Below are 13,675 nucleotides of genomic sequence, written 5' to 3'. Positions count from 1 at the left end.
AAATTGTGTAAAAAAAATTATTGCGCCTTTTTTATTTGCTCTTCAATTTTGCGCCAATCGTAATAATGAAAAACTTTCCCGTTACTCATCGCTACAAAAACGCCTTTCGGAAAACGGTCTCCTAATGGGATTGCGGTAACATCAGAACCGTCACTTTCACTAGTTGAGAATGGTATTTCTGCAATTTTTCCTTTTGCAGGATTCTCTCTCAGATAAACATTGAAAGTATCTGCCTGCTGATTGGAAATTAAAATATATCCTTTCCCGGGTTCTGTCGGATAAATAGAAATTCCTTCGATATCTCTTTTAAAATCTCCCTTTCCAAACAATAAAATTTCCTCATCACCTTTTGCCGGATCTGCCTGATAAATGTGCACGCCGAACATTTCATCGGAATAATAAATAAAACCTAATTCTGCATCAACAGCAATACTTTCTATTTCCTTCAATCCGCTGAACTGTCCGAATTTTCTCACAACCTCAGCTTTGATTTTACCCTGGTCATCAGAAAGTTTATACTGCCACAGGTATTGACCACTAGGGCCGGTTTTTCTTCCAACAATCACATAAATCTCATTAGATTCAGGAGTTTTGTATAAAGAAATTCCCATTGGTGAACGGAGCTCCTCTCCATCAAAAACTGAAAATTCACCAATTTCCTTTAAATCAGGCACCGAATAAATTCTTACTTTATCCGTATCGCGTTCTGTAACTACTGCAAAATCTATGGATTTTCCATTAAGAGAAAGTCCGTATCCAATGTCCACATTATTGGGACGACCCAATCCTGTTACTTTATTGAGGATTTTTCCTTCCAGATCGAAAGCGTACAATCCGCCGCCGGTTTGTTTGTCTGTTCCTACGATAATGCTTTTCGACGCGTCATCAGGATTGATCCAGATGGCTGGGTCATCGGTATCGAACATTACTTTTTCTGTAACAATGTCAGGCTTTAAAGCATTTTTATTATTTTTAAATACTGAACAGGAAGTTAGCATAGCCAACATTCCAAGCACAGCAAAACTATTTTTGATAGATATTCTTTTATTCATTTTATTAAAAATCAAATTTTAATCCCACCGTATATCTCGGCATATAATATTCCATCTGCATGGTTCTGTTTTTCTCACCCTGATAATAACGCAACGGCTGATTGGTTAAGTTATTGGCTTCCGCAAAAACTCTCATAAAACCTGTAATCGCGTAGGAAACATTAGCATCTAAGAACGTTTGTTTATCATAATAACGGTCTTCAAAATCTGTAGAACCAAACTCATCAAGATAAGCTGCCGCATGATTCAGTGACAGTCTCGCTGTGAATTTTTTGTTCTCCCAAGATAACGATGAATTAAACATATGAGGTGCCGTTCCCGGTAACATCACGTTCGTTCTTAAATCTCCATCCGCATTGTAAACGCCTTTTGCCTTGGATTTGGTGTAAGTATAATTTAAATAAACTCCAAAATGTGAAAGAAAGCCCGGAAGGAAATCAAGCTGTCTCTGTACCGCAGCTTCAAAACCATACACCTGAACCGACTCACCGTTGCGTGGCAATACCAAGGTGTAATTCTGTCCGTCTTCTAAAGTATTCGAGATATCCGGAAACATCTGTGCAAATTTCTCTCTATTGAAACTCTGATCTCTGTAATCGTAAATAAAATTGTTTATTTTCTTATAGAAACCGCCCAAAGACAAGATTCCGACCGATTTAAAATAATATTCTCCCATTACATCGTAATTGTGAGCATAAGAAGCTTTCAAATCAGGATTACCAGCAGAAACCACTCTGTCATTCGGTAAAATATTGACGTACGGAGAAATTTTATAATAACTTGGTCTTGCCAAAGCTGTGGAATAAGCAGCTCTCAAAACTACATCCTTGTTGGGAGCGTATTTGAATGCGATGCTCGGCAACCAGTTGGTGTACTGACTTTCGATATTTCTGCTTCCCGTCAGATTTTCCTCGTCTTCCACCACGTTTCCGGTATAATCGATCTGTGTGTTTTCAACTCTGACTCCGACAATCATTGATAGCTGATCGGTAAAATTTTGGTCCCATCTCAGATATCCCGCGTAGATCTTTTCATTTGCAGAATAATTTTCTGAAAGGAATTCTGAAGGCTCACTTGACTGCTCGTATGCTGAAGAGTTTAAGTTTAGATTCCCCAAATAGGTATTGCTGGCAAAAAATCCCGGAGCGTAAGCTGAGTTGGGATTAAATCTACCATTCCAATTAACAAGATCAGCCTGTCCTAAATGATCCATAAAATTTCCGGCAGGTTCATAAGAGAAGAAATCATTTTCACGCTTTTTGAATTTTAATCTGGCTTTTCCACCAAATCTCAAACGGCCTTTCTGATCTTCAATAATAGAAAACGGTACTCTGAAATTCAATCTTCCTGTGATTTCCTCTTCATAAGTTAAGCCGTTTTGCTGGCTTAATCCATCAAAAGCATATTGATCGAGCCCTACTTGATTCTGAATCATAAACATCGGCTTTTTTGTAGAAAAATTACTTCCTAAGCTAATGCTTTCTCCGTTATCAGCATTTTCAGCTTCGTATGAAATATATCTTTCTTCCGGTCTCTGCTCTTCTGCTTTTGAGTAAGAGGCACCCCAATCCATTTCCAGTTTGCTGCCGATGACGTGATTTCCGACAATCGAATAATTCTGCATAATCTGTCTTTCGAGACGTCTTGCATCATTTAATTTATTATTGATTCCACCTTTGGTTTCACGGTTCAGTACCGCATTAAAGCCTGAAATGTTTGTTTCTGCTGCATCAGAATAAATCGGTTCGATATCTTTAAATCTTAATCGACACCTGTTTTCCCAATCGTCTCTCCAGTTATACAAAGCTGAAATTCTGATGTTGTTTTTATCATTAAATTTAAAATCAAGATCTGTTCCTACGCTTTTTCTTTCACGCTTTACATCATACTTTCGGATATCCATTTCTTCCATGTAGATATTTCCCGCGTCATCTTTTGCCCAGACGCCTTCCACATTATCAGAACCGTAATCATTGTTATTGTAAGAACCATTTAAAACCAATCCTAATTTTCCGCCGGCAAACCTGTTGCTGTAAACAAAACTGTCAGCAAACAGAGCTTTTGAACGAATGGGATTGTAACCTGAAGCCGTAGAAATTGAAATTCTCTCCTTAGCCGCTGCGGTTCTGGTGATCAAGTCTACAGAGCCACCAATAGCATCGCCGTCCATATCGGAAGTCAGCGTTTTATTCACTTCAACAATCTGAATCATGTCCGATGGAATCAAATCCATCTGCACATTTCTGTTATCACCTTCTGCTGACGGAATTCTGTTTCCGTTTAAGGTTACGGAATTCAGTTCAGGTGCCAAACCTCTGATGATAATATTTCTCGCTTCGCCCTGATCATTCTGCATGGTGATTCCGGGCACCCTTTTCAGAGCGTCACCAATATTGGCATCGGGAAATTTTCCCATTTGATCCGCTGAAATGACGTTCGTAATGTTCGCGTTGCTTTTCTGTTTATTCAGAGCACGGGCTTGGTTCTGCAGGGCAATTCCTTTTATTTTCACCTCAGAAATCAACTGTTCTTTTCTGCCAAAAACAATATTCTGTTTTGTATTCTTTTCTGAATCTACAGCTATGGGAATTTCCTTCTTACCATATCCTATATAATCAACCTGTAATGTGTAATTTCCGGATGGCACATCCAAAAACACGAAGTTACCGTGCTCATCTGAAACCGTAAAAATATTACCCGGACTTAAAGTAATTTTCGCACCCGGCAGTGCAATCTGAGAATTATCGTTGATATTTCCTGAGACTGTTCCTTTCTGCGCGAAAACAATCATGGAAGCACAAAGCAAAACAGTGCATAAAACTTTCTTCATAGTTAAAATTTTGATAGCACAAAACTAGAAGAATCACGACTGTTACCGTTTAATACAACCTTATGATTAGATGAACAAACCTTTACGAAAAGCCTGTAAATTAGACCATTTGTAAACAGTATGTTATTGTTTGATTAAAAAAAACTTAATGATTAATAAGATTTGAAGAATTTCAGGCGAATAACAAACTAACAATAAGAAAGTTACATCAAATAACATAGAAAATTTTGAATATATCAATGACTAAGTTCTTTTCTTCAATAAGAACGCAGTAGAACATCAGATTCCGAGCTGATTGCTGACCAGATTATAATAGTAGCTTTTCTTTTCAAGCAATTCCTGATGATTTCCACTTTCTACAAAAGTTCCGTCATGAAGTACCAATATCTGATCTGCATTTTTTACAGTGCTGAGTCTGTGCGCAATTATCAAAACTGTTTTTCCCTGAAAAAATTCAAAAAGGTTTTCCATGATTTCCTTTTCATTCTGAGTATCCAGTGCACTTGTGGCCTCATCAAGAAGAAAAATATCCGGATTTCTGTATACTGACCGGGCGATTAAAATACGCTGCTTCTGCCCTGTGCTCAAGTTTATTCCGTCGTTTCCCACCAAAGTATCCAGACCCTGAGGATGCTTCTGTACAAATTTCTCCAGATTCGCAATTTTCACTGCGTAAGTCAACAGATTTTCATCAATATTATCACTTTTCAACGTTATGTTTTTGCGGATCGTGTCTGAGAAAATAAAGCCTTCCTGCATTACTGTTCCGGTGGTTTCACGCCAGTCAGCAAGAGGAATTTCAGATAGATTTTGGTTACCGTAAGTGATCGATCCCTGATCAGGCTCGTAAAACCTCAACAAAAGTTTGAATAATGTTGTTTTTCCGCTACCGCTTTCGCCGACAATTGCCGTGATTTTGCCTTTCGGAATTTTTACGTTTAAATTTTTTAAAATCTGAAAATCACCAAATCCAAAATCGACATTTTCGAGAACGAGGTCTTCATTGTTAATCGTTTGGCGACTTTCTTCAAGGGTATTTTCTACAGGTTTGGTGTGTACTTCGGCTATCCTTTCCAGACTTAATTTGGCATCCTGCGTAATTTGAATAACGTATAAAAGCTGATCAAAAGGCGAATTCATCTGACCCACAATAAAACTGATTGCAAGCATCATCCCGAGCGTCAGATCTCCGTCGATCACGGCGTAGGCAGAAAATCCGGTGATCAGAATATTTTTAAGCTGAGAAATAAAACCCGATCCGATCATCTGATACTGTGAAAGTTTCAGTGCTTTTTTGTTCCGCTCAAAGAGTTCTTGCTGTACATTTTCCCATTTTGCCTGCTGAAAGTTTTCAGACTGATTGATTTTAATCTCAGCCATTCCCAAAACCATTTCATTTAAAATATTCTGATTCTGGCTGTTGAGAATAAATTCTTTCTGGTCTAAAACTTTTCTTTTATTTAAAAAAATGAAAATCCAGACAACCGATAAAAAACTGAATGTGAAAAACAAAATCAGGATAATGAGATTGTACGTTCCGAGCACAACCGAGAAAACCAAAAGATTGATAAATGAAAAAAGAATTGCCAAAGTGTTGGTTGACAGAAACGAACTTATTCTCTGATGATCAAGTATACGCTGCTGAATGTCTCCTACTCTTTTCGATTCAAAATACGCCACCGGCAGATGGATCAGTTTGCCAATAAAATCGCTGATGAGTCTGATGTTGACTTTTGTATTGACTTTAAGCATAATCCAGCTCCGGATCAGATCCATAAAACTGTTTCCCAGAAAGAGCACAATCTGGGCGCCGACAATCATTAAAACAAGATTTTTATCTTTAAATTTAATGGCTTTATCAACCAAATTCTGCGTGAGAAACGGAAAAATAAGTGTGATCACACTCGTAATCAGCAAAGTAAAAAGAAGAAAAATAAGAGCTTTGCGGTGAGGCTTTAAATATTTAAAAAGAAACTTAAATCCGTTGACAGATTGATCTTCCTTTTTCTGAAAAAAAGCTTCGGTCGTTTCAAACAGAAGCGCTTTTCCCGTACTGTTTTCCTGAAGCCAGTTTTCTTTAAATTCTTCTTCACTAAGGTCAAGTCTGCCATATTCTGGATCGGCTACCGTAATTTTTCCTGATTTTTGCTGAGGAACAAGAACAACAAAATGATCGTTCTTCCAGTGAAGAATGCAGGGTTTGGGTGCTTCAGACATCAGTTTTCCGAAGCTTATTTCGACTGCCAAAGTTTCCAGACGCAATTCCTGTGATGCGGCAATCAGATCATGAAAACTCACACCCGTTCTCGACTGAAACGTGATCAGCCGGAGGTATTCGGAGGAAAACTTTTTACCGAAATATTGAGTAATTATCCTGAGACAGGTTGGTCCGCAGTCCATCGAATCCAACTGTCTGTAGTAGGTAATTTTTGCCACGTCAATTTAGATTAGAACTGTATTGTCTCGTCTTTGCGCTTTGTGACACAGCAAATCGGCAATGCTTTTTGAGATCAGATTGTCTTCGGTTAAATTATCTAGCCAGAAAAATTCACCGGCAGCATTGATTTCTATGAAATAATATTCATCTTCGGGCGACAGAATAATATCAATGGCTCCGTAATCAACATTGTACACATCGAGCAATCTGATGATTTTATTCTCGATTTCGGACGGAAGATCAGTCTTAACCCATTTCTGTAAAAGATTGACACCATCTTTACGCCAGTCCACTTTCGCATCTTCAGACTGTTGAGAATCTATTTCAAAAGCGTAAATATCCTGTCCTACAACGGTCACACGCAGTTCTTTTTTCTTGTCTATCTTCTTCTGAAACTGCATCGGACAGTATATCAGTCCATCCAGTTCCTCTAAATTATCTTCATTAATAAGATTGGTAAAAACCACGTTTTCCACACCATCTTCGTAGATCGCGAAACCAGTTTGCATCTTGGTGATCACATCTTTGTTTTCGGCAATAAATGCTCTGGCTTCGTCAGGATTATTCGTGATGCAGGTTTCAGGTATTTTAAAACCAATTTTAGAAGCTATTTTCAACTGTTCTTCTTTGCTGTCCAGTCTTCTGTAAACACTCGGTTTCCCGAGAGAATAGCAATCCAGAGATTCCAGAAATCCGAAAAGTGTATTTCTGATTTCGCCCATGGCAGCGCCGAAAAACTTATCTTCAAGTTCCTCTTTCAGTCCATTTCCGATATTGTAGGCACGTCTGTACCAAACGGTGGCGATGTCATCAAGACGGAATTTTCCATCAGCATTTTCCAGAAAGCTTTCCCAGTTTCCATTTTGGTAGCCTGTGCTCAGTTTATTGTGTAAAGGATAAAGGTCAACATCAAAACGGATCACCTCGAAACCGTTTGCTTCGATATATTCTGTGACTTTATCGATTGAGAAATTATCTTCAGTATGGGTTATAATTAAAATTTTATTCTTCATGGTCTTCTATTCTTTTTAAAAGATGATCGGCGATTCTTTCTGCAACAGGAAATCCGAGCTCTTTTTGCAGCATTCCCCACTCTCCCTGTGGATTGACTTCAAGAAAATAATACGCTCCATCTGTACTTTTAATCATATCGATGGCTCCAAAATACAGTTCCATCTCTTTCATCATAGATGTCAGATTCATTTCGATATCCTGAGGAAGATGATCAACAGACCAGAAATAATTTTCCTGAGTAACACGCCAGTCGGTATTTTCACTGTTGTTGATTTTCCCAGCAAAAAACTCACCATCAAGATACACAATTCTGAGTTCATACTCTTTTTCAATATACGGTTGAAAAATCATCGGACTGTAAATGACATCCGAAAGATTTTCAATATTCGACTGACCGATGATCATTGTGGAAACCATATTTTCTCCACTCATGTTTTTAGACAAAACGCCATGCAGCTTGGCAACAGCTTTACCGTTGCATTTTTCATTCAAAAAATTTCGAATTTGAACTTCATCGTTCGAGAAAAGAGTTTCAGGAATCTTTAACCCATTTTTTTCTGCTATACTAAGCTGAAGCATTTTGTTGGCATCAATCTTTTTTTCGTTTTCTAAAGGATTGATCCACGGAAGATGTTCCAAAAGACTGAAAAGGTTGGTTTTGAGTGTTTCATATTCACTGATAAAAATATCGCTGAAACTTTCATCAAGATATTCTGGCGGCTTCACCCTCCATGCTTTGCGGTGCCAGACTGCTTTTATGTCTTTTGAATATATAGTATTCCCGTTAAGATCAGTAATGGTAAAAGAATTCGGACTGACATTTATCTTCTGACTGTGATTAAGCTGATCAGAATTGAGCCTGTAAAAAGAAATATTCTTCGAAGACAGATACTCAAAGAACAGATCAACCGTATAAAAATCCTGAGAATGGGTAATGCAGAGAATCATGATAGTCCTTTATAAAAAGAGGAAACTTAGCGGTAAGTTTCCTCAAATATCAATTTGTTAATATGAATAATATTGAACCGGCTTTTATACCGTAGATTCGTCACCGTCAGACGGATATTTCATCGTTTGCTGACTGTCGAGACTAGGTTTTGTAATGCCGTCGCGCAGAGGATTTGTCGCTCCAACGCTGCTGCTTCCACCTTTCACCTCTTTGGGATCTTTAATCTGATTTTCTAAAAATGAAGCAAAGAATGGTTTTTTTAACTTTTTCTTTTCCATAACACATTTTTTTTATTGATTTGATAGAACTAAGTTACAAAAAATTTATATCAGGAAATAAAAAATATTGGGTTTATGAAAAATTTAACCTTTAAAGTGAAAACATTTAACAGTAATTAAATTCCAAGAAATTCTTTAACTACCTCACTGAATTCTACAGGATTATCCGCCTGAACCCAATGTGCAGCGTTGCTCACCTTTACGATTTCGGCTTTCGGAAACTGCTGTCTGATAGCAAAGCTATCCTGAGGTAAAATATAATTCGACTTTTCGCCTGCTATAAACAATGTTTCACCCTCGAAAACTCCGTATTTAATTGCGTTTGATACAAACTGATTGTACTTTTCTGAGAGTGTTTTAAGATTAAATCTCCAGTTGAGCTTTTTAGTGTCTCCGTTTTCTTCCCAATAAAGATTTTTAGCCAAAAACTGAATTGTTGATTTTTCAGGAATATATTCTGTTAAGACTTTTTCAACCTCTACTCTAGATTTCATTTCATCAAAATTCACCGTTTCCAGGGCTTTAATGATGCCTTGGTGATGCGGCGGATAGGCTTTTGGAGCAATATCTACGACGATGAGTTTTTCAACTTTTTCAGGATAATTCAATGCAAACTGCATTACGGCTTTTCCACCTAAAGAATGTCCTAAAACGTGGGCTTTTTCTATCCCGTGATGACTCATGTAATTGGCAATGTCGTTTGCTAAGTCATCATGTGACATCTCATCGGAATGAAAACTCCGGCCGTGATTTCTGAGGTCAATTAAATGAACCGGCAAAAATTCGCCCAGTTCTTTCCCGAAGCTTCCCCAGTTATCGAGCATTCCAAACAAACCGTGAAATACTAAAAGTGGTGTTGACGAAAGGTTTTCGCCGAATATTTTTGAATGAAGAATTTCCATATACATTTTTTTAAAGGATGAAAGCTGGATGCTGGATGTTAGTAACTACATTGTTTAAATGCTGGTTTCTACCACTTAGCTTCCGACATATTACCACTTCGCCAATCTTTTCAGATAAGCCTGAACCGTATTTTCCATGCCCATGTACAAGGCTTCTGAAACCAAAGCATGTCCAATGGAAACTTCCAGTAAATTCGGAATGTTGTCTGCGAAATATTTTAAATTGTCTAAGCTTAGATCGTGGCCGGCATTGATTCCCAAACCGAATTCATTGGCAACAACCGCGGTATCATAATAAGATTTGATCGCCGCTTCTTTATTTTTTACATAATCTTTAGCGTAAGCTTCGGTGTACAGCTCGATTCTGTCAGCTCCCGATTTGAAAGCATATTCTACCAATTCAGGTGTTGGATCCAGAAAAACAGAAGTTCTGATTCCAGCATTCTTAAATTCACCAATAATTTCAGTCAGAAAATCAAGATGCTTTTTCGTATCCCAGCCTGCATTGGATGTGATGGCGTCATCAGCGTCAGGAACCAAAGTAACCTGTTCAGGCTTCACTTCCAAAACCATATCGATAAAATCTCTGTGCGGATTTCCTTCAATATTAAATTCGGTATGAACCAATGGTTTCAGGTCATAGACATCTTTTCTGGTAATGTGTCTCTCATCCGGTCTTGGATGAATGGTAATTCCGTGAGCACCAAATTCCTGAATTTTCACTGCAGCTTCTGTTACGCTTGGTGTTTCTCCACCTCTTGCGTTTCTGATGGTTGCAATTTTATTAATGTTTACACTTAGTTTTGTCATATTGTTGTTGGATGATGACTGTTGGAAGCTGACTGCTTCTGAAATTCATCGGATTTTTTAAATTTAATTACTTAAAATTTATATTTTAATTGATCTAATATTTCACTTTATTTAGGCAATCCAATCTGCATAATCTGAAGATCAAATTCTTTAGATGCCACCAAAAGATGATCGAAAATATCTGCCTGAATCTGTTCAAATTTTACCCATTTTGAATCATTCGCGAAGCAGTAGACTTCCATTGGTAGGCCTTGGGTAGTAATCTCCAGCTGGCGAACCATGATTGGACTTTCTTTGTCTATCTCCGGATCATTTTCCAGATATTTCTGAGCATAGTATCTGAATACCCCAATGTTGGTTAACTGTCGTCCGTTGATGACTTTGTCTTTATGATCTATTGATGCTTTTTCAATATTAATTTCTGAGGTTTTTTCATTTAAATAATCTGAAATAAGATTTATATCTTTTAAACGCTCAATATCTTCATTATTTAGAAATTTAAAAGAATTAATATTAAAAACGATCGATTTTTTAATTCTTCTCGTATTCGATTCAGACATGACCTGAAGATTTTTAATCTCTGTAGTCAGTAAGTCGTACGTAGGAATCGAGGAAATTGTTTTATCAAAATTCGTGATTTTTGTAGTCAGCAAATTGATTTCTAGAATATTTCCTTCAATACTGTATTTTGGGATCCCGATCCAGTCGCCAACCTTCAGACTTCGGGAAGTAGCAACGTGAATTCCGGTGATAAAACCTAAAATAGTATCTCTGAAAACCAAAACCAGAACTGCCGTAATCGCTCCTAAACTTCCTACAATTGTAGTTCCTTTAATCCCGAAAACCACACAGATACTTACAATTGAAAATACAAAAATACCCAGAATTTTTACTGTTTCAGAAATAGCGTTGATGGCCATTACTTTATAATAATCCTGTTTTATTGTAAAGAAATATCTAAAACCTGTTAATGACCGGTAAAGCATACCTGCCAGAATAAGAACCAATCCTAAATTAACTGATCTATGAATGAAGATAGTCGTCTGTTTCAGAGCTCCGACAAATATGGACTCATGCACGGAGCCTACGATTGCCAAAGCAACAAAATGCGCGACTGAATTGGTAATACGCGACTGATAGATTGATTTTATAACAGGAAATTTTTCCTCATTGTGAAAAAAGCGGAAGACATAGTTGATAATGATTTTAAAAAGCAGATCTAAAACCATGAAAATACCAACCAGCAACGCCATCTTTACAGCTATATGAAGAATCCAGTCAAATCCCGTCGGTGAAATTTTCGTGATATAAATGTATAGCTGCTCGCTAAGTTCCTGAAAAAAACTTTTGGTATCTTTTATTTCGTCTTTCATTATCGCAAATTTAGGAAATTAGGAATGATTTTGGTTGATGAATCCGAATATTATCAGCAATTATCATCCCAAATTTGAATTGAATTTAATAACTTTCTTTTTTCTTAACTTGCATTGAACTGAAAAAAAAATGGACACAACTTTAATAAGCATTATCAGCATCATCCTCCTTGTTCTGGGGATTTTAGGAACTTTTTTACCGGTTTTACCGGGATTGGTTTTAAGCCTTGGTGGACTTTTAATTTATAAATACGGAACAGATTCAGACATGTCCATGATCTACATCTGGGCATTTGTTATTCTTACTTTAGCTTCTGCCGTCCTGAATTATGTAATTCCCGCAAAAACCAACAAGAAATATGGCGGAACAAATTGGGGAAGTATCGGCTCGATCATAGGAACCATTGTGGGGCTTTTCATTCCAATACCACTAGGTTTTTTAATCGGAATGTTTGCCGGAGTTTTCATTGGAGAATTGTTGCACGACAGTAAAGATATGAATAAAGCACTGCGCTCAACGAAAGGAGCTTTTATAGGATTTATCTACGGAACAGGATTTAGTCTTGTCGTTGGTTTGGCAATGTTATTTGTTGTAGTTTTGGATATCACAACTGATTATATTTAAAAGATATGTTTTACAAATTTATACTATCAAGTTTCGCATTAGTGTTTTTAACAAACTGCAATGCGCAGAAAGAAAGCAAAAGCTCTGAAAAAGTGACCATGAAAGAATCCAGAAACAAGAAAATTGAAGGTAAGGTCATTTATTTCGCCGAGGGAGAAAATAAATTCCTGCCTGAATATCAGATGAATGTTACGTTCAAAAACATTTCTGAAGACAGCCGTTGTCCGGAAGGCGTGACCTGCGTTTGGCAGGGTGCTGCTGTTGCCAACGTTGAGTTTATGGGAACCACGACAAGACCTATGACCATTCCTTTAGCAACCACAGAAAATACAGGAAGGAATTACCACAAGTCAACCGTTTTCAACGGTTATACGATTTCTTTGGTAGAAGTTACTCCCGCTGCCACTTCAGGTGAAGGAGCAAAATCACTTGCAGGAAAATACAGAATCGGAATTATTGTTGCCAAAGGCGGAGAAAACCCTACCACGAAATAGGTTTTTTCCCTTTTGAAACTAAATATTCGTTGATTTTCGAGAAAGGTTTACTTCCAAAAAAACCTTTAAAAACCGAAAATGGTGACGGATGCGCCGATTTTAAAATAAAATGCTTAGCCGGATCGATGAGTTCGGCTTTTTTCTGTGCAAAAGCTCCCCACAAAACAAAGACTACATTTTCTTTTTTATCTGAAATTTCTTTGATGATATAATTGGTAAATGTTTCCCAACCGAGATCTTTGTGAGAATTCGGAGAATGTGCGCGAACCGTCAAAGTTGCATTGAGCATTAGAACGCCCTGTTTTCCCCAGTCATCCAGTTCTTTTGAAGTTCTTTCAACTCCAAGGTCGCTTTTTAATTCTATAAAAATATTCTTCAGGGATGGTGGCGCAGTAACCTGTTCGGAAACAGAGAAACACAGACCATTAGCCTGAAAATCATTATGATAAGGATCCTGCCCTATGATTACCACTTCAACATCCTCAAAAGGCGTAATTTCCAATGCTCTAAAAATCTGATTTTTTGGAGGGAAAACTTTCGTGGTAGCGTATTCCTGTTTTACTTTCTCCCAAAGATTGGTAAAGTAAGGCGTGCTTTTTATTGGGGCTAAAATTTCGGTCCAGGTCATAAGATTAATTTAAATTTTTAAAATTAATGTTTTTCTATTTTTTTTACATAATCATATCCTAAAACACCTTTCGACAAAGTGAGTTCTACATTTTGATTAATATTAGAAATCTCATCGTAGAATCTTCGGGATATTTCCAGTCTTTCATTCGTGTCAAATCTGGTTTTAATAAAAATTTCATACGATTTGCCGCCTTTTGAACCATTATTAATATATTTCTCAGTAATCTCAACTATCTCTTTTCTGTCAGGAGAAATTGAAAATCTATAATTAATATATATAC

13 protein-coding genes are annotated in these 13,675 nt (G+C 37.2%); 2 read left to right on the top strand and 11 right to left on the bottom strand.

The window, feature by feature from the left end:
* Positions 1 to 17: 17 nt before the first annotated feature.
* From OMO38_RS16390 to OMO38_RS16350, 9 genes are all read right to left on the bottom strand, one after another.
* Positions 18 to 1,052: a phytase gene (locus OMO38_RS16390; protein ID WP_406567332.1), complete on the bottom strand. Its 1,035-nt coding sequence runs from the start codon at positions 1,050 to 1,052 to the stop codon at positions 18 to 20.
* Between the two features lie 4 nt (positions 1,053 to 1,056).
* Entirely contained in the window at positions 1,057 to 3,882 is a 2,826-nt protein-coding gene (locus OMO38_RS16385; protein ID WP_264751266.1) for a TonB-dependent receptor, read from the bottom strand.
* A gap of 279 nt (positions 3,883 to 4,161) precedes the next feature.
* The gene (locus OMO38_RS16380; RefSeq protein ID WP_264751265.1) at positions 4,162 to 6,318 is read right to left on the bottom strand and encodes a peptidase domain-containing ABC transporter; all 2,157 of its coding nucleotides are present in this window, start codon (positions 6,316 to 6,318) and stop codon (positions 4,162 to 4,164) included.
* Between the two features lie 6 nt (positions 6,319 to 6,324).
* The gene (locus OMO38_RS16375) at positions 6,325 to 7,332 is read right to left on the bottom strand and encodes an MvdC/MvdD family ATP grasp protein (protein ID WP_264751264.1); all 1,008 of its coding nucleotides are present in this window, start codon (positions 7,330 to 7,332) and stop codon (positions 6,325 to 6,327) included.
* The gene (locus tag OMO38_RS16370) at positions 7,322 to 8,281 is read right to left on the bottom strand and encodes an MvdC/MvdD family ATP grasp protein (protein ID WP_264751263.1); all 960 of its coding nucleotides are present in this window, start codon (positions 8,279 to 8,281) and stop codon (positions 7,322 to 7,324) included. The genes OMO38_RS16375 and OMO38_RS16370 overlap by 11 nt, the downstream gene beginning before the upstream one ends.
* Before the next feature lie 84 nt (positions 8,282 to 8,365).
* The gene (locus tag OMO38_RS16365) at positions 8,366 to 8,560 is read right to left on the bottom strand and encodes a microviridin/marinostatin family tricyclic proteinase inhibitor (protein WP_264751262.1); all 195 of its coding nucleotides are present in this window, start codon (positions 8,558 to 8,560) and stop codon (positions 8,366 to 8,368) included.
* Between the two features lie 116 nt (positions 8,561 to 8,676).
* Positions 8,677 to 9,462: an alpha/beta fold hydrolase gene (locus OMO38_RS16360; RefSeq protein ID WP_264751261.1), complete on the bottom strand. Its 786-nt coding sequence runs from the start codon at positions 9,460 to 9,462 to the stop codon at positions 8,677 to 8,679.
* A gap of 90 nt (positions 9,463 to 9,552) precedes the next feature.
* The gene (locus tag OMO38_RS16355; RefSeq protein ID WP_264751260.1) at positions 9,553 to 10,272 is read right to left on the bottom strand and encodes a pyridoxine 5'-phosphate synthase; all 720 of its coding nucleotides are present in this window, start codon (positions 10,270 to 10,272) and stop codon (positions 9,553 to 9,555) included.
* A 107-nt stretch (positions 10,273 to 10,379) separates the two neighbouring features.
* Positions 10,380 to 11,645, bottom strand: a complete 1,266-nt coding sequence (locus tag OMO38_RS16350; protein ID WP_264751259.1) for a mechanosensitive ion channel family protein — start codon at positions 11,643 to 11,645, stop codon at positions 10,380 to 10,382.
* A gap of 130 nt (positions 11,646 to 11,775) precedes the next feature.
* Between OMO38_RS16350 and OMO38_RS16345 the strand changes: the two genes are divergently transcribed.
* Both OMO38_RS16345 and OMO38_RS16340 read left to right on the top strand, forming a co-directional pair.
* Positions 11,776 to 12,270, top strand: coding sequence for a DUF456 domain-containing protein (locus OMO38_RS16345; protein ID WP_264751258.1), 495 nt, complete (start codon positions 11,776 to 11,778; stop codon positions 12,268 to 12,270).
* 98 nt (positions 12,271 to 12,368) lie between these two features.
* Entirely contained in the window at positions 12,369 to 12,764 is a 396-nt protein-coding gene (locus OMO38_RS16340) for a hypothetical protein (RefSeq protein ID WP_264751257.1), read from the top strand.
* On the opposite strand, the gene OMO38_RS16335 is transcribed toward OMO38_RS16340, so the two are convergent.
* Together OMO38_RS16335 and OMO38_RS16330 are read right to left on the bottom strand one after the other, a co-directional pair.
* Positions 12,751 to 13,392, bottom strand: coding sequence for a uracil-DNA glycosylase (locus tag OMO38_RS16335; protein ID WP_264751256.1), 642 nt, complete (start codon positions 13,390 to 13,392; stop codon positions 12,751 to 12,753). The two genes, OMO38_RS16340 and OMO38_RS16335, sit on opposite strands and share 14 nt — an antisense overlap.
* 23 nt (positions 13,393 to 13,415) lie before the next feature.
* Positions 13,416 to 13,675: hypothetical protein (locus OMO38_RS16330; RefSeq protein WP_264751255.1), on the bottom strand; the 260-nt coding region annotated here is incomplete at its 5' end.

The organism is Chryseobacterium kimseyorum, from assembly GCF_025971945.1.
Taxonomy (GTDB): domain Bacteria; phylum Bacteroidota; class Bacteroidia; order Flavobacteriales; family Weeksellaceae; genus Chryseobacterium; species Chryseobacterium kimseyorum.
The sequence above is the reverse complement of the archived record's forward strand: the minus strand, read 5'-3'. Positions and strand labels throughout refer to the sequence as shown.

What these genes read in the sequence shown, in the direction of transcription:
- OMO38_RS16390 (WP_406567332.1), bottom strand. Translation starts at nt 1,052, where the DNA reads ATGAATAAAAGAATATCTATCAAAAATAGTTTTGCTGTGCTTGGAATG.
- OMO38_RS16385 (WP_264751266.1), bottom strand. Translation starts at nt 3,882, where the DNA reads ATGAAGAAAGTTTTATGCACTGTTTTGCTTTGTGCTTCCATGATTGTT.
- OMO38_RS16375 (WP_264751264.1), bottom strand. Translation starts at nt 7,332, where the DNA reads ATGAAGAATAAAATTTTAATTATAACCCATACTGAAGATAATTTCTCA.
- OMO38_RS16370 (WP_264751263.1), bottom strand. Translation starts at nt 8,281, where the DNA reads ATGATTCTCTGCATTACCCATTCTCAGGATTTTTATACGGTTGATCTG.
- OMO38_RS16365 (WP_264751262.1), bottom strand. Translation starts at nt 8,560, where the DNA reads ATGGAAAAGAAAAAGTTAAAAAAACCATTCTTTGCTTCATTTTTAGAA.
- OMO38_RS16360 (WP_264751261.1), bottom strand. Translation starts at nt 9,462, where the DNA reads ATGGAAATTCTTCATTCAAAAATATTCGGCGAAAACCTTTCGTCAACA.
- OMO38_RS16355 (WP_264751260.1), bottom strand. Translation starts at nt 10,272, where the DNA reads ATGACAAAACTAAGTGTAAACATTAATAAAATTGCAACCATCAGAAAC.
- OMO38_RS16350 (WP_264751259.1), bottom strand. Translation starts at nt 11,645, where the DNA reads ATGAAAGACGAAATAAAAGATACCAAAAGTTTTTTTCAGGAACTTAGC.
- OMO38_RS16345 (WP_264751258.1), top strand. Translation starts at nt 11,776, where the DNA reads ATGGACACAACTTTAATAAGCATTATCAGCATCATCCTCCTTGTTCTG.
- OMO38_RS16340 (WP_264751257.1), top strand. Translation starts at nt 12,369, where the DNA reads ATGAAAGAATCCAGAAACAAGAAAATTGAAGGTAAGGTCATTTATTTC.
- OMO38_RS16335 (WP_264751256.1), bottom strand. Translation starts at nt 13,392, where the DNA reads ATGACCTGGACCGAAATTTTAGCCCCAATAAAAAGCACGCCTTACTTT.